Below are 22,912 nucleotides of genomic sequence, written 5' to 3'. Positions count from 1 at the left end.
TATTCAAACAGCAGATCTAAATCTGCAAAAATACAAATAAAAAGTACAAAATGGAGAACCAGCTTTGATCGAAGACCTCACAACAACTATAAAGGCGCAGCTTTATGAAAGAGTCAGCAGCCCCCTATTAAGCTCTTTCATTGTGTCATGGTGCGGCTGGAATTATAAATTTTTGCTAGTAATTTTTTCGAGCATTTCAAGCCACGAAAAGCTGACCTACATTGACCTGAACATCTTCCCCAGTCTCAGTAGCAAAATAATTTACGGCGGTTTACTACCTTTACTCACAAGCCTCTTCCTTATTTTTATTTACCCGATACCTGCAGAAGCCATTTACAAGCATGTCAAAACCAACCAAAGACGGCTAAAAGAAATACAACAGTCGATTGATGATGAAAGCCCTCTATCAAAAGAACAAGCTCGAAAAATACGAAGGGAGGCACTTGAAAGCCAGCTAAAATTCGAGTCAGAAATTGACTCAAAAACGTCCGAAAACTCAAGATTAAAAGAACTGATATCCAGTCTTCAGCAAGAGATAGCTGCAGCTACTGAGGGCTCCAAAAATACTGAAACGATTACATCCGAGATTATTGACAAAGAAAGTAAAGCGACCGATTTAACAACCGACCTTATGACATCACAACTAGAAACCCTAGAGACCCCAGAAACTCCAGAAACCAAACTGAAAAGTAAAAACACCAATCAACCCAACTTTCATTCAGAACCAACTAAAACACACAACACCTCACAACTAGACAGCTTCATGAGAGAAACCGTCTTTAACTATATCGACAGCTTAAAAGCTTTCTCAGACCTCGACTTCAACGTCATAGCTAAAAAAGGAAAGCTAATAATACTTCTGCTACGATCTAACGGGTCATATTTCCCATATATTTCAGCCAAATACACACCAGAGACTGCAAACGCCACCCTGGAATCTGTGATGTCGGCACTTGCAAACGATAAACCACCCACTAATTCTGGCTAGTTAGAAGAAAAAAACAGTCCACTGTCACCATAGATATTACCCATTCAACAACCCTCATATCAGCGTGAATAATTTTATGGAGGCTACCTTACCAGCTTCCATAAGGAATACCGTATTGCTGTAGATAGCGCTTCGAATTTTTAGTTATAGGATACGCGTAACGCCCTTGATTCTGTCCCTGACTGGGCCCCAACGGCGCGATCTCGGCTTGGGCTCTGGCCACTTTGACAGGGCGGTGACAAGAGTCTCGGACAAAAACCTGCACTACTCCTCCCGGAGCCAAGCCCAAATAAATCGAGGCGCTATAGCTTGCCTGCTGCTTGGGAGTCTCCGGGCACCGCTGATAAACCGACTGCCTCATCACGTCCCTCGCCTCTTCGGGCAAATCAACCCAAACCTGATAAGTCTGTGGTTCGACAATTGACTGCCAGCGCACATAAATACGCTTGGGAAGATCAGCACCAATCACTGCTTTTGCCGCACCACCTACTGCGTGCCAGCCACGAGCGGATTCTTTACCGTCTTCAGGCTCCCCACCTGCGGCTGTTCCTGATCCTGTGCGTTTGAATAGCTTGCCGTTGATGTCTTCCACTGCGGTGTCCTCTACCCAAACCTTCATGTAATTAGGCTCGGTGAACGCAAGTTCCCACCATGGAGACCTAGGATCATTTTTTGTGGACAGCGGATCAGTTGACTGGCAACCGGTAATCAACAAAGCAACAAGCATCGTTATCAGTTGTTTCATCGGGTGACGATTACCAACTCCCATAGGGAATGCCGTACTTGTCGATATACCGCTTCGCCTTCTCACTCAAGGGATAAGCATACTGACCACCATTCTTACCCAACTCGGGTCCCAGCGGCTCCAACTCGGCCTGGGCACGAGCGACTTTCACTGGGCGCCGGCATAAATCTCTTACCCACACTTGCACCACACCACCCGGGGCGAGTCCCAAATAGACGGAGGCCATGAAGCGTGCTGTTTTCTCGGGAGTTTCCGGGCAGCGCTGATGGGTAGATGCCACCATCATTTGCCTGGCTTCTTCAGGGATATCTACCCATGCCCAGTAGGTTTTTTGCTCTGGTATCGATTGCCAGCGGACAAAGATCCGCTTGGGCATACCCACTCCAATAACCGGTTTGCCTGTGCCACCAACACCAATCCAACCGCGCGCAGATTCTATGTCGTCATTTGGCTCTGCACCGCTGGCGTTCCCTCCTCCGGCTCTCAAAAAGGTTTTACCGTCAATGTCTTCCACAGAGCTGTCTTCAACCCACACGTTCATGAAATTGGGCTTGATAAACGCCAGCTCCCACCAAGGGTATTTGGGATCGTTTTCCCCCGAGTTGGAGCTTGTGACGTGACAACCGGTGAAGATCAAAACGGCCAAGAGGGTTACGAACATTCTCATTGCCAAAGAGCTCAACTATTCAGTTCCCGCGACTACCAACTTCCGTACGGAATGCCGAATTTCTCGATGTAACGTTTTGACTTTTCGCTGACGGGATACGCATAGCGCCCTTGGTTCTTGCCTTGACTAGGCCCTAGCGGTTCGATCTCCGCTTGTGCTCTGGCGACTTTGACAGGATGGTGGCATGAGTCCCTGACCCAGACTTGCACGACACCACCGGGAGCCAGGCCCAAGTAGATAGATGCGTTATAACGCCCTTCCTGTTCAGGAGTTTTTGCACAGCGCTGGTTGACAGACTCAAGCATAAGTTGTCTGGCTTGCTCTGGAATGTCCACCCAGACCTTATACGTTTGCGGTTCAATAATGGATTGCCAGCGGACATAGATACGTTTGGGAAGATCAGCACCAACAACCGCTTTTCCTGTGCTTCCCACGCCGTGCCAACCACGGGCAGAGTCAGTGCCGTCTTCCGGTTGACCGCCTGAGGCGGATCCTCCGCCAGTGCGCAAGAAGGTCTCCCCCTTGATGTCTTCTACTGCGGTGTCCTCGACCCAAACCTTCATGTAATGAGGCTCGGTGAACGCGAGCTCCCACCATGGAGACCTAGGATCATTTTTTGTGGACAGCGGATCGGCGTGACAGCCGGTCATGAGGATTGCACAAAGCAGGCTTACAAGAAATTTCATCAAAAAAGCGTCCAATCGGGTACGTGAGGATGTTGTACGCGTATGCCGTCAGGTGTGGGGGCGTTGATGTACACCGCTCTCACACCGCTTCCATCTCTCCTGCCCAGTGGATGGTTCCAGTTTGCGGAAGTGTGAATGTACTTGAGTTTGAGCATTCGCTCCTCGTCTAGCGTAATGCTGTAGTCACCAGCGACAAATCGATCACACATAGCCTGAAGTTCTGATGGCAGTGCCAGATCAGGCGTGTCTGAAATATCGTTGAAACGAACGCCTTTATCTTTCGCCAGTTTGTGCATCACCCGCAGATAAACTCTCGACAACAGGCCACTAACCGGACGCTTGAGCTGTACAGCAGCGTAGACGTGTTTGACACGCGGGCTCATCCGATCTTGCGGACTGTTCGGCATTTGAAGCGCAGGCGGCGTTACGATTTCCAGCATCTCAGAAGGCCAGCCATTCGCTATCCACTGATTTCTTACGATCACCGCGTCGCGGTAAATCGAAGTGGTGAGCACATCAGTTTGGAGAGGGACTTCTAGTGCCTGCATAGGACTGACAAGCACGCACTCCTCCGCTTCATCGAGGTAACTACCTCCGATATCAGAGTGAACACCTGGCAACGTAATCTCCAGATGAGCGGGCTTTACACGGCTCAGAGCGAAGTTACCTCGGCATTCATCCCGCGCGACCAAGTGAACGACGTCGGTAAAAAAACGCCGGTCCAGGTAAAGTTTGATGCCCGTTGCAACAGGACTTTTCACGTTGCCGAAATTGGACCAACCAGCAATCGACGGAACTGTATCGAATAGCCCGATAAAGCCCATTCTGATGTCGCCATTGTATTGCTCATTGAAGGTCTTGCTGAACGCTTCAGAATTGCTTCGCAGGACTTCACCTAAGGGGCCTTGCTTGCCCCGCACCACCTCATTGGAAAAGTGTCGAGCGGCAGCTGCACCACGGCTGAATCCAAATGTGTCGAAGGTCAGCGAAGTCACCTCACTACCTGGGTTATCGTCCAAGAGCTCTTTGATACGCAATTTAATCGATGCAAACGAAGACTGAACTCTACCTGCAACTCCAGTATCACCTCGTCCGGTGCCACCTCCGAGGGAGCTGTCTTTCTTACCAGCGCTGGTGCCAATTCCATCGACATAAATCATACGAAAAGCTTGCTTTCGGAGCCCTTCACCTTCGGCCCCCTCTGGGGCGTCATAGAGCTCACTTAGTTTTTTAACATTGGTGAGTCCCGCGCCATAGCTGCTGTCGGGATCACTCATGTAAGGCTGGCAACTCGCAGGAATATCCTGAGGCGCAATCGGATGCTGCGCCCCACACAGCAATCCCGCCGCCGTGTTATTCGCATTATTCCCAGTGCCATCAAAGAACACCCCAATTCTCAACGCGATCCCGATTTTCTCAGGTTCGCGCGCAGGTTCTTTCCCGTGTTTCTCATATTCCGCCCAACGCTGGGCGTGAATATCGACGGGTTTGGCTTCTTCGTAACGATAATTTTTCGGGGGGTTGGGTACGTAGCCACTCATCCATGTTTCCTGGTTCTGATCCTTGAGAACGGCCCGAAGGGTGACAGCCGAGGCTGGGGGGCGCAAGCCGTGGCCGTGTGCCAGCCGGGGTGTGACAGCGGGGTTCGACGAGGGTTTCCCCTCGTCGGGGTGGGGGTTAGCTGGCGATTTCGACGTTATCCAGCGCTTGGTTGACGGCGATTTCGCCGAGCATCACGACTTGGGCGATGCCCAGTGCAGTTTTGCGGTGGGAGGTGTCGAGCATGGCGGCGAAGTTGAGGAGCATTTCGCTGGCGGAGCCGAGGGTTTCGCTGGCGTTGGCGAGCAGGGATTCGCTGTTGTACTTGGGGTTGGCGAGGTACATGCGTTCGGGTTGTTGGGTGCTGGCCATGATTTGGCTGGCGGGTTTGAGGTAGTGGTCGAGGGCGCGTTCGGCGGCTTCGTGGAATCGCTTGGAGTCGGGGGATTCGTAGGGGGATGTGGGGTCGGTTTCGGGTGGGTTGGGTGTTGGTTTGATCATGGTTGTGCTCCTGGTTTTCATTAGGAGATACCAGCATCACTTGCAGATGATGGGTGGCAGCTATGCGCGGGTCTGCAAGACCGGGAAACCAGGCACCCGGCAGACCCGAAGGTCTCCCGCACAAAGCTGCCATTGAGCGGACACGAACGAGTGTCCTTTTGGCTGGCTGTGCGACTGGTTTTTCCGGCGGGCTTGCAGACCCGATCACTGATGAGCAGTGACGGGAATCAAGGTACGGAGGGAGTGCCAGACGCACAAGCCGGCGGATTCTGGCTTAGTCGTAGGCGATGGCGCAAGGAGTTGTAGGGCGTAGCCAGCAACTAGAGACACCTATTAAACAAACATGTAGATCGTCTGTTTAACAGGTCAGTTGAGATGCAGAGAATTCCGAATCAATGGGTCTCAAACGAATTCCACTGGTGAGTATCAAGATCCAGCGCGCAGTAGGGTTCGAAAACGTAAAGCACAAGCGGATTCTCAATATCTATCGCTGCCACCTGGAGTGACCTGAGATAGGACTGAGCCTCTGCGAATGATGTACCGAATAGAGGATCACCCATTGCCTTCGCGCGCGTCAGCTTGGAAATCGTTTGATCTGGATGTTTCGCCATCGCAATTCGAAAAGCCAGGCTAGCGTCGAAGTGTGTTTTACCGAAGACGTGCTGACGAAGCCGACTGATCACGCTTCTTGAAATACCGACATAGATAGGCACGCCGTTGTCGATCAACACGTAGCAGCCCGAAAAATCGTGCGCCAGTTTGAACTGCTTCAGCAACGATTTAACGCCAACACCGGGCACTGAAAAGTCCTTCATCTCTCGCGGAGTTTCAAGAGAGCTTTTCATTCTGCTCATATGGCCGGGCAGAACCGTTTGGGCTAGCTCTTCAAATGTGTGCATGCATTCGTGTAACGCCATTGGAGAACCGCTCGGTCGAGAGATGGATGCCAACGCTATCGCGTCAACTTAGGCCATTACAAGCGATGTGACACATGTCTATTTAAAGCGACTCCTGAACATAGATCTCTGTAGCGAAGAAACAGATAATCGCTACAGAGATCGTTCACATCTAGCTGGCGATCTCGACGTTATCCAGCGCTTGGTTGACGGCGATTTCGCCGAGCATCACGACTTGGGCGATGCCCAGTGCGGTTTTGCGGTGCGGGGTGTCGAGCATGGCGGCGAAGTTGAGGAGCATTTCGCTGGCGGAGCCGAGGGTTTCGCTGGCGTTGGCGAGCAGGGATTCGCTGTTGTACTTGGGGTTGGCGAGGTACATGCGTTCGGGTTGTTGGGTGCTGGCCATGATTTGGCTGGCGGGTTTGAGGTAGTGGTCGAGGGCGCGTTCGGCGGCTTCGTGGAAGCGTTTGGAATCGGGGGATTCGTAGGGGGATGTGGGGTCGGTTTCTGGTGGGTTGGGTGTTGGTTTGATCATTGATGAAGCTCCTACGTCAAAAAAAGGAGCCATCACTCTCGCTACCAAACGAGGGTGGCGGCCATGCGCAGGTTGGTAGACCGGGACGTAGAAAACCGGCGCGCCCGAAGACGCCCTGTGCATGACCACCATAAAGCCGTGTCGAACAGACACTGCGAATCATGATGCTTATGCAATCTACGAAAACTCAGGGCTACCAAACCCGATCACTGTTTTTCAGCGACCGACAGACGATAGAACCCGCGACCTAGACGCACAAGCCGGCGGATTCTGGCTTAGTCGTAGGTAACGGCGCAAGGCGTTGTAGGGTTTCGGTGGTTACTTGAGGCTTCGTTTAAACAGTGGTGGTTTTACTGTTTATTTCGGTCAGTGGTTGATGGGGTGACTGGGTGGGCGACTTCGCTAGCAGGCTCGCTCCCACAGGGGATTTGTGGTGGGTTTGGGATTTGCGGTGACTGGGCTGGAGCCTTCGCTAGCAGGCTAGCTCCCACAGGGGTTTGTGGTTGGGTTGGGATTTGCGGTGGCTGGGCTGGCGTTATCGCGAGCAGGCTCACTCCTACAGGGGGATCGTGGTCACTTGAGGTCGAGTTGGGTGTCTGGGAGGGTGCCGGAGAAAGTGGGTTCTACCGGGCCGCTCAGGGTGACGGGGCCGCTGCCGCTCCAGTGGACGGTGACGGGGCCGCCGTCGCATTCGACGTTGACGGTGTGGTCGAGCAGGCCTCGGCGGATGCCGTTGACGGCCGCGCCACACGAGCATGAGCCGGAGCCGAGCGGGATGGCGCCGTTGCGTTCCCAGATGCGCAGGCGGATGTTTTGGCGGTCGATGATCTGCACGAAGTGGACGTTGGTTTTGTGTGGAAACAATGGGTGGATTTCTAGGCTCGGGCCGAGGGCGGCGATATCGATGGAGCTGAGGTCATCGACGAAATAGGTGCAGTGCGGATTGCCCATGTTGCACGCGGTTGGAGCGCCGGCGAGCGGTAGAAAAAGCGTTTCGTGTTCTTGCGCCAGAGGGATGTCTTGCCAGTCGAACAACGGTTCGCCCATGTCGACGGCGATCAATCCGGCGGTCGTGCGTTCGCAGGTGAGCAAGCCACGGTTTGTGCGCAGGGTGATCGATGTTTGGCTGGCTTCGCGCATCAACCTGTCCGCCACGCCACGGGTGGCGCTGCCGCACACGTCGAGCGCTGAGCCATCGGCGTTCCAGAACTCCACGCGCGCATCGGCGTCTGCGCAATCAAGGACCACGGCGAGTTGGTTGAAACCGATGCCACGATGACGATCGCCCAGGCGCCGGGCGAGTTGGCTGGTGACGGGGTTGCTGATGTTGCGTGAGTCGATCACGACGAAGTCATCGCCGTTGGCGTGCATCTTATGGAAGGTGAGTGGCATTCGCTGCGCCTCTGATCCGCGTCATGTTGATCAGCGCTGAACGTTTGCCACCCGGTGCCGGGCGTTCTTCGATGGAGAACGGCACGAAGCCGAGTTTTGGGTAGAGCAGCAGGCCTGCGGTGTTTTCATTGAAGCAGGACAGTTGCACTTCCTTGGCCTGGTACTTCTCGAAACCCACTGCGGTCATGGTCTCGACGATGTATCGCGCAACCCCCTGGCCACGGGCATATGGTGCGACGATGACGTTGCCAATGCAGCAAATGCCATCGTGCTCAGCCCGGTAGAAATTGGCGAAGCCAACGAACTCGCCGTTGGCCAGAAAAGCCGTGGAGTCGAAGCGTTGGCTGATTGCGCTGTGCATCTGCTCTTCCGTCAGCGGGAAGTTGGCTTTCGGGAACATGAAGAACAGCTCTTGTTCGCCCTGGGGAAAGCTGCAGAGGGTGTTGACGTCGTCGGCCGTCACGGGCCGGTGGGTGAAATTCATCGCTGCCCTGCCCTCACTTTTTACCCGCCAGATGATGCGCAACCAAGGCGTTGGCATGACCGTGGCCCATGCCGTGTTCTTCCTTGAGCCACGCCACCAGTTCCATGTGTTTCTTGTCGGTGATGCCGGCGAGCAGGTTCAGCCAGTGATCGATGGGCTGGCCGTATTTTTTCTCGATGGAGGGAAAGTATGACGCCGGGCCTTTTACCTTGTTGTCTTCGCTCATGCTGCAAGCTCCCTGTGGTCACGACGGAGGGTCGGCGGACGCTCCTTGTCGGCAGGTCATAGAGTGGACGCGAGACGCTGTTCCGGCAAGTGGCCCGCCGATCAGTTCGAGCCACACGGCACCCCTTATTTTTTCGATAGCGCTCTGAGTCGCTCTCTATCGGTCAGCCCATCGGTCCTGATGCTGGCGACAGTCGTGTGGTTTTTCTGCTGCGGCGAAAGGATCGGTTCGCCGGGGTATCGGTAATCGCTAAAGCCCTGCATGACTTTTTGGTCGATGGCACTGTTACCGCAACTTTGCCGCAAGGCAATCACTGGCACCAACGAGCCGGGGGTGTAAATCAGTTCCAGCTGCACCGACTTGCGCTCGGGGGTCGACAGCTTTTCTTGCGCCAGCGCTTTCTCGATACCTTCAATCTTCTCCCTGACGCCGTACTGCATCCTATTGAGATAAACCTTGTTGTACTGCTGTTGTTGTTCGATCGTCATCACCACGCCCTTGGTGTGCAGGCGTTGGAGGTTGTCCCATGAGTCGGCTTTGAAATACAGCTTCAGCGCCCCCTGAAGGTCTTGCGGGCCGCCTTTGCCGTTCTCCAGAAACTCGGCGACTTTGAGCTCCATTGCGGTATTGCCGGGTTCCGCGATAGAGCGCTCATAAAAGTCCCGGGCAGCCACCAGATCGACCGGCCCGCCGACACCGGCTGCCGCCATATCGCCCAGGCGGCTGTAGACATTCGGCGCGTTTCGGGCCACCGACTCATAGATGTCTTTGGCCTTCTCGATGTTTTTCGGCACGCCATGTCCCTGCTCGTACATCTCACCAAGGATCACCTTGCAGTTGGCGTTCTGGGTGCTGAGATAGCGGATCTCGTCGAACTGCTGCTCACTGATCGACGCTTGCTTGAAGTACGCCGCACAACGAAAGCTGGGGAATTCATCGTCCGCAAGATTGGGGCGATGGTGGGATTTGCAGCCTGCAACGAGGGCAGTAAGCGCCAGTACAGCAACAACCTTGTTCATGAATGGCATCCGTTGAAATCGTGCAGATTTCATCGGCAGGCAGGCGCAAAACCTGAAGTGTCGGTTACTCGAAAACACCACAAAAAACTGTGGGAGCGAGCCTGCTCGCGAAGGGGTCGTGTCAGCCGACATCATCATAGGCTGACACACCGCTTTCGCGAGCAGGCTCGTTCCCACAGAGGTTGTAGTCGATCAGGGTTATTCGGTGCGGCCCGGCAGCATCCGCACGAGGGTGTTATCCCGCACCCAATAATGGTGGAACAACCCCGCCAGCGCGTGCAGCCCGATCAGCCAGTAACCGGTGCTGCCAATCAGTTCATGCCAGTACTTCAGTTGCTTGGCGAAGTCCGGGTCGATGGCCACGGGGGCCGGGACGTGGAAGCCGAAGTACGGGAACGGTTTGTCGGCGGCGGCGAGCATCAGCCAGGCGAGGATCGGCGTGGCGATCATCAGCCCATACAGCGCCAGGTGTGTCAGGTGCGCGATGCCGGTCTGCCACGCCGGTGGCTTGGGGGTGATCGGCGGGCGTGGGCTGAGGCGGCCGAGCAGGCGGATCCACACCAGGGCGAAGATGCTCGCGCCGAACAGGCCGTGGAAGCCCATCAGCAAGCCGCGTGCTTCGCTGCCCTTGGGCAGGTAGCCCTTGATTTCGACGCATGCGTAGACGCCGACAAACAGCGCCAGCATCAGCCAGTGCAGGGTGATTGAGAGTTTTCCATAACGGGTTACGGCGGTGTCGCGGGTCATAAGCTGCGCCTCGTGATTGTCGTGAGTGACGGCCGATTCGTTCGACCGCCTCGCTCCGGTTGTTGGGCGAACCGACGGCGTTACCCTGCCCGCCCAGTCTTAAGAGAGTCTGAAGACAGACCCTCACGTTAACCTTTTTTCACCTTCAGACTTCGTTAAGAAATGCCTCCGATACTCGCCTCAAACCTATTGAGGGAGGCGTTCTGCCCATGCCCGAATTTGACTGGAACATCGCCCTGCCCCTGCGCTTCGGTCAAGCCGAAACACCGCAGATGACACTGACCGGCGCGCTGCCCGACGACACTCTGCGAGCGACGTTTGAAAGCTTTATTCAGCAACGCTTTCGCAAGGCCCACGGCGCCGACATCCGCCATTTCATGCCCGAGCTGTTCGGCATGCACAACGGCGATGGCGAGTTGTGCGCCGTGGCCGGGGTGCGTCGCGCGCATCTGGAATCACTGTTCCTTGAGCGCTATCTGGATGAGCCGATCGAGCCGTTGATCAGCGCGGCGGCAGATCGTCCGGTCGAGCGCAGCGCCATCGTCGAAGTCGGCAACCTCGCCGCCAGCGACACCGGCAGCGCGCGCCTGAGCATCATCGCCATCACCTACCTGCTGGCCATGGGCGGCCTGGAATGGGTGACGTTCACCGGCAACATCGGGCTGGTCAACAGCTTCCATCGCCTGGGTCTGAAGCCAGTGACATTGTGCGCCGCCGATCCGGATCGATTGGGTGACGAGCGTCAACACTGGGGCAGTTATTACGAAAGTAAACCTTGGGTGCACGTCGGCAACATCCGCGCCGGGTTCGTCCATTTGCGCAATATCGGCCTGTTTGCCCGCCTGGGATTACCGGGTTCGATTGAAGGAGCCTGTCATGTCGCTTGAACTTCAACGCTTCCAGGAAACCCTGCGCGACCATGCCCGGCGCAATGACAATGCGACGGCCCTGTGGGGCGACACGCTGAAACTCGATTACGCCACCCTGTACGCCGAGGTGCTCTATCGCCAAGAGCGCCTGCGCGATGAGCAGGCGCAGGTGATTGCGCTGGCGTTGGACAACGGCGTCGACGCGATGCTCTGGGATCTGGCTGTGCTGTTCGAAGGCCTGACCTGCGTGACGCTGCCGCCGTTTTTCAGTGCGGCACAACGAGCTCATTGCCTGCAACAAAGCCAGGCCGAACGGGTGATCGCCGAGCCGGAACTGGGCGCCGAACTGCTCGCGGCTGGCTATGAACAACGTGGCGAGTTCTGGTGCCGCGCGTTCAGTGGCCCCAGTCGCATGCCGGCCGGCACCGCGAAACTCACCTTCACGTCCGGCACCACGGGCACGCCGAAAGGAGTATGCCTGAGCGCCGACAGCCTGCTGCGGGTGGCACGGGAGCTGGATCAGGCCAGCGAAGCGACCGGCCCGCAGCATCATCTGGCGCTGTTGCCGTTGGCGATTCTGCTGGAGAACCTCGGCTGTTACGCCGCGCTGTATGCCGGCGCCATGTTGAGTTTGCCGAGCCAGAAAACCCTCGGCATTCAGGGCGCTAGCGACGTCGAGATTCCGCGTCTGCTCGGTTATCTGGCCAGCCGTGCACCGGAGAGTCTGATCCTGGTGCCGCAGTTGCTGCTGTTGCTGGTCAGCGCCGCCGAACAGAAAGCCTTCGACCCGCAAACCCTGTGCTTTGCCGCTGTCGGCGGTGCGCGGGTCTCGGAGGATCTGCTGCACCGCGCGCAACGGGTCGGGCTGCCGGTTTATGAAGGTTACGGCTTGTCCGAATGCGCTTCGGTGGTGTGCCTCAATCGCCCCGGCGCACGCCGCCACGGCAGCGTCGGCCGACCGTTGCCGCATGTCGAAGTGCGGCTGGCCGAGGACGGCGAAGTGCTGATCAAGGGCTCGACGCTGCTCGGTTATCTGGGCGACGCGCCGTACGCTGATGAGTGGTGGCCGAGCGGCGATCTGGGCGAGTTCGACCCGGAAGGTTTTCTCTATCTCAAGGGCCGCAAGAAGCACCAGTTCGTCACCAGTTTCGGGCGCAACGTCAACCCGGAATGGGTCGAGTCCGAGCTGACACAGCGCCGCCATATCGCTCAGGCGTTCGTTTACGGCGAGGCTTTGCCGCGCAATCACGCCCTGCTCTGGCCGCATCGCCCGGACTGCACCGACTCCGAACTGGTCGCTGCTGTCGCTGAAGCCAACGAGGCTTTGCCCGATTACGCCCAAGTGCATCAGTGGACGCGCCTGCCGCAACCCTTCACTGCCGCCAATGGCTTGCTCACCGCCAATGGCCGCCCGCGCCGCGACGCCATCGTCGCGCAGTACCACGGCCAATTGACCGAATCCGCTGTTTCCGAGGAGTCCGCATCATGAGTTTTTTTGACACCCTGCAAGAAGCCACGCAACAGGAACGCCACGCACTGTTCAACCTGCCGATCATCGTCGATGCCCTGCAAGGCACGGTCAGCCTCGACAGCTATCGGGCATTTCTCGCGCAAGCGTATTACCACGTGCGCCACACCGTGCCGCTGATGATGGCTTGCGGTGCACGCCTGCCGTCGCGTCTGGAATGGCTGCGCAAAGCGGTGGCCGAGTACATCGAAGACGAATACGGCCACGAGCACTGGGTGCTCAACGACATCGCCGCGTGTGGCGGTGATCGTGATGCGGTGCGCGACGGCCAGCCGTCGTTGTCGATCGAGTTGATGGTCAGCTTCCTTTACGACCTGATCGCCCGTGGCAATCCAGTGGGTCTGTTCGGCATGGTCAACGTGCTCGAAGGCACCAGCATCGCTTTGGCTACCCACGCGGCGGGCAGCATTCGCGAGCGCCTGGCGTTGCCGGAAACGGCGTTCAGTTACCTGAGCTCCCACGGTTCGCTCGATATCGAGCACATGCAGACCTATCGGCGGCTGATGAATCAGCTGGAAGATCCTGCCGATCAAGCCGCCGTGATCCATGCCTCGAAAGTCGTCTATCGCCTGTACACCGACATGTTCCGTGGCTTGCCGCGTGACGCGGAGGCTCAACATGCAGCTGTGTGATGCGCGGGTGGTGCTGACCGGTGCCAGTGGCGGCATCGGCCTGGCCATCGCCGAAACCTTGTGCGCCGCCGGTGCCCACGTGCTCGCGGTGGCGCGGCATCAGGAGGCACTGCTGCCGTTGCTCAAGCGCTACCCCGAGTCGTTGTGCTGGGTGGCCGCCGACCTGACCTTCCTCAGCGACCGCCGTAAAGTGCTGGTCGCCGCCGAAGCCATCGGTGGCGTCAACCTGTTGATCAATGCCGCCGGGGTCAATCACTTCGCCATGCTCGAACAGCTGGATGACAGCGACATCAACGCGATGCTGGCGGTGAACATCAGTGCGCCGATGTGCCTGACCAAACTGCTGTTGCCGCTGCTCAAGCAGGCCGACAGCGCGATGGTGGTCAACGTCGGTTCGACCTACGGCTCGATCGGCTACCCCGGTTACGCCAGTTACTGCGCGAGCAAATTCGCTTTGCGCGGGTTTTCCGAAGCGCTGCGCCGGGAGCTCGCCGACACCCGCGTCAGCGTGCTGTATGTCGCGCCCCGGGCCACGCGCACCTCGATGAACAGCGCCGCCGCACAAGCGTTGAACGACGCGCTCAAGGCCAACGTCGACGATCCGCAAACCGTGGCTTCGGCGGTGATCCACGCGATTGCCGGTGATCGCCGCGACCTTTACCTGGGCTGGCCGGAACGCTTCTTCGTTCGCCTGAACAATCTGCTCCCGCATCTGGTGGATCGAGGCCTGCGCAAGCAGTTGCCGCTGATCCGCCGCCTCAGTGAACAACCTGACAACGAGTCGCCAAAGCCATGAAAAAACTATCCGCATGCCTGTTGCTCGCCGCCCTGAGTCAAAGCGTCTGGGCGTTGGAACCGGCAGACCAGAAACGTCTTGAGGGCATCCAGCAGAGTTGGGCGCACATCCAATATGAAGTGGCGGAAAAACAGCGTGCCGCCGCATTCGAACAATTGGCCAACGAGGCCAACACGTTCACTACGCAACGCCCGGCGGTGGCCGAAGCGTGGATCTGGAAAGGCATCGTCACCAGCAGTTGGGCCGGTGCCGAGGGCGGCCTCGGTGCCTTGGGCAAAGCCAAGGATGCCAAGGCCGATCTGGAAAAATCCCTGACCCTCGACCCCAAAGCCCTGCAAGGCTCGGCCTACACCAGCCTCGCCGCGCTGTATGACCGCGTGCCCGGCTGGCCCATCGGTTTCGGCGACAGCGACAAGGCCGAGCAACTGCTCAAGCAAGCCTTGCAACTCAACCCCAACGGCATCGACAGCCTGTACTTCTGGGGCGATCACCTCTACCGTCAGAAGCGCTACGCTGAAGCCAAAGCTGCGCTGCTCAAAGCCCAGCAAGCCGCGCCGCGCCCGGGCCGCGAAAGTGCCGATGCCGGGCGCCGCAAAGACATCGCCGCCCTGCTGGTGGACGTGAACAAGAAACTCGACTGACAGGAGTCCGCGTGCGTTTATTACTGGTTGAGGATGACGTCGCGCTGGGTGAAGGCATTCATCAGGCGCTGGGCCGCGAGGGTTACACCGTCGACTGGCTCAAGGACGGCAGCAGTGCGTTGCATGCGCTGCTCAGTGAAACCTTCGATGTCGCCGTGCTCGATCTCGGTCTGCCGCGCATGGACGGCCTGCAAGTGCTGCGCCGCCTGCGCGACAGCGGTTCGAATCTGCCGGTGCTGATTCTGACCGCGCGCGACGCCACCGAAGATCGTATCGCCGGGCTCGACGCCGGGGCCGACGACTACCTGATCAAACCGTTCGACCTGGATGAGCTCAAGGCACGCTTGCGCGCCTTGTTGCGGCGCAGTGCCGGGCGCGCCCAGGCGTTGATCGAGCATGCCGGCATCAGCCTCAACCCCGGCACCCAGCAAGTCAGCTATCAGGGCCAGCCTGTGGCCCTGACGCCGAAGGAATATCAGTTGCTGCACGAACTGCTGTCACCGCCGGGCCGGGTCATGACCCGCGATCAACTGATGCAGCTGCTTTACGGCTGGAATGAAGAAGCCGAAAGCAACACCCTCGAAGTGCACATCCATCACCTGCGCAAGAAGTTTTCCACCGACCTGATCCGCACCATCCGTGGTGTCGGTTATCTGGTGGAGGAGCGTCGATGACCTCGATCCGCCGCCGCACGCTGACCTTGATCATCGGCCTGTTGCTGGCCGGCCTCGCGGTGCTCAGCACCTTCAACCTGCACGACAGCAACCACGAAATCGCCGAGGTCTACGACGCGCAATTGGCGCAGAACGCGCGTCTGCTGCAAGGCGTGATGCGCATGCCACTGGCCAGCAAACAGCACGCCGAGCTTTACCAGGCGTTCAACTCGGCGCTGGGCGAAGCGGTGCCGCGCGGTGAGGGTCATCCGTACGAACGCAAAATCGCTTTTCAGGTGTGGAATCCTGCCGGTGATGTGTTGGTGCACACCGCCAGCGCACCGTCCTTCAAGGCGCCGCCAACACAGCCCGGCTTCAGCGATGTGCTGGATCTGAACAATCGGCACTGGCGCGCCTTTCTCCTTGAAGACAAACAGAACGGCCTGCGCATCTGGGTCGGTGAGCGTGACGATGTGCGCGCCGATCTGGTCGACCGCATCGTCCGGCACACGCTGTGGCCGAACATGGTCGGCAGCTTGCTGCTCGCGGCGATGGTCTGGCTGGCCATCGGCTGGGGCCTCAAGCCCTTGGCGAACATGGCCGAGACCTTGCGCGCCCGACACAGCGGTTCGCTGGAACCGTTGCAACTGGCGCCGCTGCCCAGTGAGCTGGAACCGATGCAAGCGGCGCTCAACCGCATGCTCGCGCAGATTCAGGAAGTGCTCGGCCGTGAACGGCGCTTTATCGCCGATGCCGCCCACGAAATGCGCACGCCGCTGGCGGTGCTGCGGGTGCATGCGCAGAACCTGCAGGAGGCCGGCACCGAACAGGAGCGCCGCGAGTCGCTGGCGTTTCTGATCGCCGGGGTCGACCGCACCAGTCGCTTGGTCAACCAGTTGCTGACCATGGCGCGCCTGGAACCAAAACCCAATCCGCCACCGCTGCAACCCATCGACCTCAGTGAAACCGTGCGCAATAGCCTGGTGCAACTGACACCATGGTTACTGAGCAAACACCTGGAGCTGGCTTTTGAAGCCAGCGCGCAACCATTCAACATCATGGCCAGCCCCGGCACGATCGACATTGCCCTGAACAACCTGATCACCAACGCCGCCAACTTCTCCCCCGAACATGGCGTGATCACCGTGCTGCTCAGTCAGGCCGAGGGTTTCTATCACTTGAGCGTTGAAGATCAGGGGCCGGGCATTGATGAAACGGACCGGGCACGCTTGTTCGAACGTTTCTACAGTCGCGGCAATGCCAACGGTGCGGGGCTGGGGCTGACCATCGTCAACACCATCGCCACGCAGTTGGGCGGTCGGATCACTTTGGTCAACCGCGCGGAGGGCGGCTTGCGTGCGACCTTGTCGATTCCCGACGGGCAACCGCGCCCCGCATCGCAACGCAGCACCCGCGAACCGCCGCAGAGTTGAGTCTGTTGCGGAACCAGAGCGCCATTGCCCGTTAAAACAGTGGCCGCGCGTCGGAATCTGATCCAGATCAGCTTCCGGGGCTGACATCGGTGTAGAACAGACTCAGCGCACTCTCCTGCGCGTTGCTCGTTCAGCCCCGATGGAGGCTCATCTCATGCTCACTGTCAAAGACCAAAATGACCGCGCGGCGCCGGCCTATGCCGCGCACCTAGGTGAATACTGGATCGAGTCGCTCAGGGATGGCCGCCACGTCTTGGTCCGTGCCCTGGCCGCCGAGGATCGCGAACGCGAATACGCGTTCATCAAGCGCTTGTCGCCCGAGTCCCGACACCTGCGCTTTCTTGCGCAGATCAGTGAGCCGGGCACCGCGTTGCTCGATCAGTTGATGGACGTCGACTACAAACAACGCGCGGCCTTCATCGCACTGGTTCACGAAAATGGCGAATTGATCGAGATCGGGATCAGCCGCTACGCCGCCACGGGCGAACAGGACTGTGAATGCGCCGTCACGGTCGCCGATGAGTGGATGCACCTGGGCCTGGCCACGTTGCTGATGGAACATTTGATCAAGGCTGCCCGGCACAACGGTTTCAAGCATCTGTATTCGGTGGATTCCGCCAGCAACACGGGCATGCGCGACCTCGCCCGATCACTGGGCTTTGAAACCCACAGCGATCCTGATGATGCCCATCAGATCATTCATCGCCTGAGTCTGTAGCGACATTCCTGCGCCCCGCACCTTTAAACGTTGCGGGGCGTGTTGCCGATCACGGCGTGATCGCCACCTTCATCACCCCATCGCGCTGATGGGCGAACAGTTCATAGGCGGCTTCGATATCGTCGAGTTTGAAGTGGTGGGTCACCAGCGGCGACAGATCGACACCACCGCTTTGCACCACCGCCATCAACCGGCGCATGCGTTCCTTGCCGCCGGGGCACAGGGTGCTGACGATGCTGTAATCGCCCAGCCCTGCCGCGAAGGCATCGTAGGGAATGCGCAGGTCCGATGCGTAAACCCCCAGACTCGACAGGCGTCCGCCCGGGCGTAACACCCGCAACGCAGACTCGAACGTGCCTTGGGTGCCCAAGGCTTCGATGGACACATCCACGCCGCGCCCGTCGGTCAACGCCATGATTTGCTCGACCACGTCGCCGTCCTTGAAGTTGACCACATGGGTCGCGCCCAACTGCCGCGCGACACTCATGCGCTCGGCCACCGCGTCGACGCCAATGATCACGCTCGCGCCCTTGAGCCGCGCCCCGGCCACCGCGCACAGTCCGATCGGCCCCAGCGCGAATACCGCAACGCTGTCGCCGATACTGACTTCGCCACGTTCGGCGCCGGAGAACCCGGTGGACATGATGTCCGGGCACATCAGCACTTGAACCCGGTGGACATGATGTCCGGGCACATCAGCACTTGTTCGTCACTCAGCCCGTCGGGGATCGGACACAGGTTGGCCAAGGCATCGGGCACCAAGACGTACTCCGCCTGGCAGCCATCGATAATGTTGCCGAATTTCCAGCCGCCGGTGGCGCGAAAGCCGTGGCGGGTGTCCGGCCCGTCCTGGGAGCCGCAGCCACACAGGCAAGCGTAGCTTTGGCCGCTGGGGGTGATGGCGCCGGCAATCACCCGTTGGCCTTCGAAAAATCCGCGCACCTGTGAGCCAAGTTTCTCGATCACGCCCACCGGTTCGTGCCCGACGGTCAAACCTTTGGCCACCGGATACTCGCCACGCAGGATATGTACGTCGGTGCCGCAGATTGTCGTGGTGGTGATGCGCACCAGCGCGTCCAGCGGGCCAACCTCGGGGATCGGTTTGTCATCCAGCACGATGCGATTCTTTTCGACGAATATCGCCGCTTTCATCATGGCCATGATCAAGACTCCTGTGCAGGTGTTTGCAGTGAGTTCAGCACCTTTCCAAGGCTGCGCCGAACTGACCGACACAAGGTTGATCACCATCAATCAATGCTGGATTGCGCATCGCCGATGCCGCACGTGAACGCAGCCGTCCCTCGCCGAGGGACGACCTCAAATAGAACGCTGATTCACCCGCGCCATCAATTGCTCTGCACTTTCCTTACGCTCGGAGTAACGATCGACCAGATGCGCCTGTTGATCGCGCAGCAGCACGGTGAACTTCACCAGTTCTTCCATCACATCGACCACACGATCATAAAACGGCGACGCGTTCATCCGCCCGGTGTCGTCGAACTCCATGTAGGCCTTGGGCACCGAGGATTGGTTGGGGATGGTGAACATGCGCATCCAGCGGCCCAACACGCGCAACTGGTTGACCACGTTGAACGACTGCGAACCGCCGCAGACCTGCATCACGGCCAGGGTTTTGCCCTGGGTCGGGCGTACCGCGCCGAGTTCCAGCGGGATCCAGTCGATCTGCGCCTTGAACACGGCGGACATCGCGCCATGACGTTCAGGTGAGCACCAGACCTGGCCTTCCGACCACAGCACCAGCTCGCGCAGTTCCTGCACCTTGGGATGGTCGACCGGAACGTCGTCGGGCAGTGGCAGACCGGACGGGTTGAAGATGCGCGTTTCGGCGCCGAAATGTTCGAGCAGGCGAGCGGCCTCCTCTACCAGCAAACGGCTGAACGAGCGTTCGCGGGTCGAGCCGTAGAGCAGCAGGATCCGCGGTTTGTGCACGCCCGCTTGCGACGGTTTGGCGTTATCGAACAGATTGAGATCGAGGTTGGGCAGTTCGGACATAAATCCTCCTTAAAGCGCGCCGATGCGGTCGAGCTCAGCCTTGAGTTGGTCGCGGCTGAGCGAGTGGAAAGGCAGATCGAGGAAGGCCTGACAGCGTTGGCCGATGCGCATAAGGGTGGCGTGAAAAGCCGCGTCGACGGTGGCTTCGTCGCCCTTCACTTCGGAGGGATCTTCCAGCCCCCAATGGGATTTCAGCGCCGGGCCGAAATATACCGGGCAAGTCTCGCCAGCGGCTTTGTCGCACACGGTGATGACGATATCTGGCGGGTTGCTTTCAAAAGCGTCGTTGCCTTTGCTGTGCAAACCATCAATGGCGATGCCGGCCTGTTGCAGCGTCGACAGGCTGCGCGGCAACACCTGGCCTTTGGGGAAACTGCCGGCACTCACCGCTTCGAATCCCGCTGGCGCCAGATGATTGAACATGGCTTCAGAGAGGATGCTGCGGCAGCTGTTGGCCGTGCACATGAACAGAACTCGCATGGATTGCTCCTACCGCTTTTGGCGGACATCAAAGGCTCAGGCGCAGTGCCAGGGCCGAAAGAGTGATCAACAGAACCGGAAGGGTCAGCAGAATGCCGACCTTGAAGTAGTAGCCCCAGGTGATGCGCAGACCTTTGCGTTCCAGCACATGCAGCCAGAGCAACGTGGCGAGGCTACCGATGGGGGTGATTTTCGGGCCGAGGTCGCAGCCAATGATGTTGGCGTAGATCATCGCTTCGCGAACGACCCCTTGGGCGTCGCTGGCCTGGATCGACAGCGCACCGATCAGCACGCTGGGCATGTTGTTCATCACCGATGACAACAGCGCGGACAGCAGGCCAGTGCCGAGGGTGGCGCTCCACAAACCTTGCTCGGCCAAGCGGTCGAGGACGACGGCCAGCAGGTCCGTCAACCCGGCATTCTTCAGGCCATACACCACCAGGTACATGCCCAGCGAGAACACCACGATCTGCCACGGCGCATCGCGCAAAACCCGTCGGGTAGCGATCTTGTGGCCCTTGGCAGCGACCGCAAAAAGGATCACCGCACACACTGCCGCGACGGCACTGACAGGAATCCCCAGCGGTTCCAGAGCGAACAGCCCGACCAGCAATATCAGCAGTGTCCAGCCGCCGACCACAAAGGTGGCGTGGTCGCGAATCGCTGCTTTGGGTTCCTGAAGCGCCTCAACCGGGTAGCGCTGTGGCACATCGCGCCGGAAGTACACAAACAGCACCAGCAGCGTCGCCGCGACACTGACCAGACTCACCGGCACCATCACCGATGCGTATTCGGCAAAGCCCAAGCCGAAGTAGTCGGCGGACACGATGTTGACCAGATTGGACACCACCAGCGGCAGGCTGGCCGTGTCGGCAATAAACCCGGCGGCCATGACGAATGCCAACGTCGCCGCCGGTGAAAAGCGCAGCGCCAGCAACATCGACATGACAATGGGCGTAAGGATCAGCGCCGCACCGTCGTTGGCGAACACCGCCGACACCGCCGCGCCGAGCAACACGCAGAACGCGAACAATCGATAACCACTGCCCTTTGCCCATCGTGCAACGTGGAGTGCCGCCCATTCAAAGAAGCCGGCTTCATCCAGCAGCAGGCTGATGATGATCACCGCGATAAACGTGGCGGTGGCGTTCCAGACGATGGCCCACACTGTGGGAATGTCCTGCAGCGAAACGGCACCGACAGCCAGGGCGATCAGGGCACCGAACGTGGCGCTCCAACCGACGCCTAATCCTTTGGGCTGCCAGATGACGAGTACGAGGGTGAAGACGAAAACAGCGAAAGCCAGCAACATGTCAGAACTCTCTAAATCCGGATTCAGCAGCAGGCGGCTTCGCGCACCGGACGCCCGTCCATGTTCTGCAGACGGGCGGCGTTGTCCTTGAACCAATCGGCGTTGGCTTTGGACGTCACTTGCAGAATCTCGCGCACCCACGCCGGCAGCTCCGGATTGAGCCGGTAATAGACCCACTGGCCCTGACGGCGATCGAGCAGCAAGCCATTGCTGCGCAGTTGCGCGAGGTGGCGGCTGATTTTCGGTTGGCTGTCGTCGAGCGCACACATCAGCTCGCAAACGCAGAGTTCACCTTGATCGGAAATGAGCAGCATGGCGCGGACGCGGGTTTCGTCAGCGAGGCTCTTGAAGACTTCGGTGGGAGTGATCATGGAATGGGCTCTGCACATATGGAAATTCGAATATACGGATATCCATATATTAATCAACCCCAAGAATTTCCTTTTTGCCAAAGCGCTGTAGAAGGCACAGTCTTCAATGCCGCACGCAACGTCATTCCTGCCAGCCCTGCAAACGGGACTACAGGTGCGTGTCCACCGGCGCGACGATCTCTACTTTGATCTTGTCCGGATCCTCACAGTAGAGGGCGTAGTGCTCCGGGCCGCCGGCGTACGGATAGGCGTTCTCGTAGAGAAGACGAAAACCGGACGTTCGCAGCCAACCCGCCATTTCATCCACTTGCGCCTGTGAACCCGCCTGGAACGCCAGATGATTCAAGCCCACGCCCCGGCGGTTAAAGCCCTGTTGCAGATCGCTTGCCTGAACGAACACCAGGTAGGTGCCGTTGAGAATAAAGCTGCGCCCGGCGGGCCAGTTTTGATGCTGCGCGTAACCCAGCATCAAGAGCAACGGCTGCCAAAAACGCAGCGAGACTTCCAGCGATGAGACATTGATTTCAACGTGATGAAGCCTGCCGGTTTTGGGCGTGCTGCTCAGATGGCTACAGCTCATCGGCGGCGTTTCCATTGGTTCCGTTAAGCGTTTTCAACAGCGTATGACGACTCCACGGGCCGCAGTATTCAGGCACGTGCGCGATCAATCGGTAGCCGCAGCGGGTGTACCAACGGGCGACGTCGTCATCCAGCGTTTCGATCAAGGCATCCACGCACGCCCTTTCAACCGCTAACGCCTCAAGCTTGTGCAACGCCTGAGTACCCAGCCCGGTTCCGCGCCATTGCGCGTCGATCCACAGGTAATTGACAAACAGGCGCCGGAATTCGGTTCTGCCGGTAGCGCCGCCGATCAGTGTTCCCTCCTCCATCAGCGCACAGGCGATGGCTTCAGCGTGCCCGCCGCGCGCCTCTGACAAGGCTCGGCCATGCCGTAAGACGCCGTCACTGATGGCCTTCAAGGTGTCCGCATTGATGTCGCGAACGGTAAGCCATTCCCTCATTGCTGCTCTCCATTGTTAA

The 22,912-nt window shown here is 58.5% G+C and carries 27 protein-coding genes and 1 pseudogene; 9 read left to right on the top strand and 19 right to left on the bottom strand.

Going from position 1 to position 22,912, the window contains the following annotated elements; all coding sequences use genetic code 11:
• Nucleotides 1-64 precede the first annotated feature (64 nt).
• Nucleotides 65-988: a hypothetical protein gene (locus tag PspS49_RS12005; RefSeq protein WP_160039439.1), complete on the top strand. Its 924-nt coding sequence runs from the start codon at nucleotides 65-67 to the stop codon at nucleotides 986-988.
• 88 nt (nucleotides 989-1,076) lie between these two features.
• Here the strand turns inward: PspS49_RS12005 and PspS49_RS12000 are convergent, their stop codons facing one another.
• The 12 genes from PspS49_RS12000 to PspS49_RS11945 form a co-directional block, all read right to left on the bottom strand.
• Nucleotides 1,077-1,733 carry a DUF2931 family protein gene (locus PspS49_RS12000; protein ID WP_160039437.1) on the bottom strand — a complete coding sequence of 219 codons (657 nt, stop codon included), beginning with the start codon at nucleotides 1,731-1,733 and terminating at the stop codon, nucleotides 1,077-1,079.
• 10 nt (nucleotides 1,734-1,743) lie between these two features.
• Nucleotides 1,744-2,400, bottom strand: coding sequence for a DUF2931 family protein (locus PspS49_RS11995; RefSeq protein WP_160042502.1), 657 nt, complete (start codon nucleotides 2,398-2,400; stop codon nucleotides 1,744-1,746).
• A gap of 32 nt (nucleotides 2,401-2,432) precedes the next feature.
• Nucleotides 2,433-3,086 carry a DUF2931 family protein gene (locus tag PspS49_RS11990; protein WP_160039435.1) on the bottom strand — a complete coding sequence of 218 codons (654 nt, stop codon included), beginning with the start codon at nucleotides 3,084-3,086 and terminating at the stop codon, nucleotides 2,433-2,435.
• Nucleotides 3,086-4,627, bottom strand: coding sequence for a DUF2235 domain-containing protein (locus PspS49_RS11985; protein ID WP_150751847.1), 1,542 nt, complete (start codon nucleotides 4,625-4,627; stop codon nucleotides 3,086-3,088). The genes PspS49_RS11990 and PspS49_RS11985 overlap by 1 nt, the downstream gene beginning before the upstream one ends.
• A 136-nt stretch (nucleotides 4,628-4,763) precedes the next feature.
• Nucleotides 4,764-5,126 (bottom strand): DUF6124 family protein, encoded by a 363-nt coding sequence (locus PspS49_RS11980; protein ID WP_095111527.1) that lies wholly within the window; start codon nucleotides 5,124-5,126, stop codon nucleotides 4,764-4,766.
• Between the two features lie 392 nt (nucleotides 5,127-5,518).
• Complete coding sequence (locus tag PspS49_RS11975; protein WP_238786342.1) at nucleotides 5,519-6,025, bottom strand: hypothetical protein; 507 nt, start codon at nucleotides 6,023-6,025, stop codon at nucleotides 5,519-5,521.
• A 169-nt stretch (nucleotides 6,026-6,194) separates the two neighbouring features.
• Nucleotides 6,195-6,557 carry a DUF6124 family protein gene (locus PspS49_RS11970; RefSeq protein ID WP_016982978.1) on the bottom strand — a complete coding sequence of 121 codons (363 nt, stop codon included), beginning with the start codon at nucleotides 6,555-6,557 and terminating at the stop codon, nucleotides 6,195-6,197.
• A 573-nt stretch (nucleotides 6,558-7,130) separates the two neighbouring features.
• Nucleotides 7,131-7,949, bottom strand: coding sequence for a diaminopimelate epimerase (gene dapF / locus PspS49_RS11965; protein ID WP_160039431.1), 819 nt, complete (start codon nucleotides 7,947-7,949; stop codon nucleotides 7,131-7,133).
• Nucleotides 7,930-8,433 carry a GNAT family protein gene (locus tag PspS49_RS11960; RefSeq protein ID WP_160039429.1) on the bottom strand — a complete coding sequence of 168 codons (504 nt, stop codon included), beginning with the start codon at nucleotides 8,431-8,433 and terminating at the stop codon, nucleotides 7,930-7,932. Before PspS49_RS11960 ends, dapF begins: the two co-directional genes overlap by 20 nt.
• 13 nt (nucleotides 8,434-8,446) lie before the next feature.
• Complete coding sequence (locus tag PspS49_RS11955; protein WP_016982975.1) at nucleotides 8,447-8,659, bottom strand: DUF4287 domain-containing protein; 213 nt, start codon at nucleotides 8,657-8,659, stop codon at nucleotides 8,447-8,449.
• Nucleotides 8,660-8,784: 125 nt separating this feature from the next.
• The gene (locus PspS49_RS11950; protein WP_160039427.1) at nucleotides 8,785-9,678 is read right to left on the bottom strand and encodes a tetratricopeptide repeat protein; all 894 of its coding nucleotides are present in this window, start codon (nucleotides 9,676-9,678) and stop codon (nucleotides 8,785-8,787) included.
• 198 nt (nucleotides 9,679-9,876) lie between these two features.
• Complete coding sequence (locus PspS49_RS11945; protein ID WP_007910700.1) at nucleotides 9,877-10,425, bottom strand: cytochrome b; 549 nt, start codon at nucleotides 10,423-10,425, stop codon at nucleotides 9,877-9,879.
• Nucleotides 10,426-10,634: 209 nt separating this feature from the next.
• Here PspS49_RS11945 and PspS49_RS11940 point away from each other — a divergent pair, with 209 nt between their 5' ends.
• The 8 genes from PspS49_RS11940 (at nucleotide 10,635) to PspS49_RS11905 (ending at nucleotide 17,695) form a co-directional block, all read left to right on the top strand.
• Nucleotides 10,635-11,312 (top strand): thermostable hemolysin, encoded by a 678-nt coding sequence (locus tag PspS49_RS11940; RefSeq protein WP_160039425.1) that lies wholly within the window; start codon nucleotides 10,635-10,637, stop codon nucleotides 11,310-11,312.
• On the top strand, nucleotides 11,302-12,783 hold the full coding sequence (locus PspS49_RS11935) for an AMP-binding protein (protein WP_160039423.1): 1,482 nt from the start codon (nucleotides 11,302-11,304) through the stop codon (nucleotides 12,781-12,783). The genes PspS49_RS11940 and PspS49_RS11935 overlap by 11 nt, the downstream gene beginning before the upstream one ends.
• Nucleotides 12,780-13,454 (top strand): iron-containing redox enzyme family protein, encoded by a 675-nt coding sequence (locus tag PspS49_RS11930; RefSeq protein ID WP_160039421.1) that lies wholly within the window; start codon nucleotides 12,780-12,782, stop codon nucleotides 13,452-13,454. Before PspS49_RS11935 ends, PspS49_RS11930 begins: the two co-directional genes overlap by 4 nt.
• Nucleotides 13,441-14,250 (top strand): SDR family oxidoreductase, encoded by an 810-nt coding sequence (locus PspS49_RS11925; protein ID WP_160039419.1) that lies wholly within the window; start codon nucleotides 13,441-13,443, stop codon nucleotides 14,248-14,250. Before PspS49_RS11930 ends, PspS49_RS11925 begins: the two co-directional genes overlap by 14 nt.
• A complete protein-coding gene (locus PspS49_RS11920) occupies nucleotides 14,247-14,891 on the top strand; it encodes a tetratricopeptide repeat protein (RefSeq protein WP_160039417.1) in 645 nt (214 codons plus the stop codon). Before PspS49_RS11925 ends, PspS49_RS11920 begins: the two co-directional genes overlap by 4 nt.
• Before the next feature lie 11 nt (nucleotides 14,892-14,902).
• Nucleotides 14,903-15,565, top strand: coding sequence for a response regulator (locus PspS49_RS11915; protein WP_007910671.1), 663 nt, complete (start codon nucleotides 14,903-14,905; stop codon nucleotides 15,563-15,565).
• Nucleotides 15,562-16,977 carry an ATP-binding protein gene (locus PspS49_RS11910; RefSeq protein ID WP_160039415.1) on the top strand — a complete coding sequence of 472 codons (1,416 nt, stop codon included), beginning with the start codon at nucleotides 15,562-15,564 and terminating at the stop codon, nucleotides 16,975-16,977. Before PspS49_RS11915 ends, PspS49_RS11910 begins: the two co-directional genes overlap by 4 nt.
• Before the next feature lie 154 nt (nucleotides 16,978-17,131).
• The gene (locus PspS49_RS11905) at nucleotides 17,132-17,695 is read left to right on the top strand and encodes a GNAT family N-acetyltransferase (protein WP_160039413.1); all 564 of its coding nucleotides are present in this window, start codon (nucleotides 17,132-17,134) and stop codon (nucleotides 17,693-17,695) included.
• 49 nt (nucleotides 17,696-17,744) lie between these two features.
• On the opposite strand, the pseudogene PspS49_RS11900 reads toward PspS49_RS11905, so the two are convergent.
• The 7 genes and pseudogenes from PspS49_RS11900 to PspS49_RS11870 all read right to left on the bottom strand — a co-directional run bounded on the left by PspS49_RS11900 (nucleotide 17,745) and on the right by PspS49_RS11870 (nucleotide 22,893).
• Nucleotides 17,745-18,856 (bottom strand): annotated as a pseudogene (locus tag PspS49_RS11900) (NAD(P)-dependent alcohol dehydrogenase).
• A gap of 156 nt (nucleotides 18,857-19,012) precedes the next feature.
• Nucleotides 19,013-19,708 carry an arsenical resistance protein ArsH gene (gene arsH / locus PspS49_RS11895; protein ID WP_160039411.1) on the bottom strand — a complete coding sequence of 232 codons (696 nt, stop codon included), beginning with the start codon at nucleotides 19,706-19,708 and terminating at the stop codon, nucleotides 19,013-19,015.
• Nucleotides 19,709-19,717: 9 nt separating this feature from the next.
• On the bottom strand, nucleotides 19,718-20,188 hold the full coding sequence (locus PspS49_RS11890; RefSeq protein WP_007910659.1) for an arsenate reductase ArsC: 471 nt from the start codon (nucleotides 20,186-20,188) through the stop codon (nucleotides 19,718-19,720).
• Nucleotides 20,189-20,216: 28 nt separating this feature from the next.
• Nucleotides 20,217-21,500: an arsenic transporter gene (locus tag PspS49_RS11885; protein ID WP_160039409.1), complete on the bottom strand. Its 1,284-nt coding sequence runs from the start codon at nucleotides 21,498-21,500 to the stop codon at nucleotides 20,217-20,219.
• A 23-nt stretch (nucleotides 21,501-21,523) separates the two neighbouring features.
• A complete protein-coding gene (locus tag PspS49_RS11880; protein ID WP_127926781.1) occupies nucleotides 21,524-21,871 on the bottom strand; it encodes a metalloregulator ArsR/SmtB family transcription factor in 348 nt (115 codons plus the stop codon).
• A gap of 148 nt (nucleotides 21,872-22,019) precedes the next feature.
• Nucleotides 22,020-22,466, bottom strand: coding sequence for a VOC family protein (locus PspS49_RS11875; protein ID WP_238786341.1), 447 nt, complete (start codon nucleotides 22,464-22,466; stop codon nucleotides 22,020-22,022).
• Nucleotides 22,441-22,893, bottom strand: coding sequence for a GNAT family N-acetyltransferase (locus PspS49_RS11870; protein ID WP_160039407.1), 453 nt, complete (start codon nucleotides 22,891-22,893; stop codon nucleotides 22,441-22,443). The genes PspS49_RS11875 and PspS49_RS11870 overlap by 26 nt, the downstream gene beginning before the upstream one ends.
• Between the last annotated feature and the right edge of the window lie 19 nt (nucleotides 22,894-22,912).

It is taken from the genome of Pseudomonas sp. S49 (assembly GCF_009866785.1).
Classification (GTDB): Bacteria; Pseudomonadota; Gammaproteobacteria; order Pseudomonadales; family Pseudomonadaceae; genus Aquipseudomonas.
The sequence above is the reverse complement of the archived record's forward strand: the minus strand, read 5'-3'. Positions and strand labels throughout refer to the sequence as shown.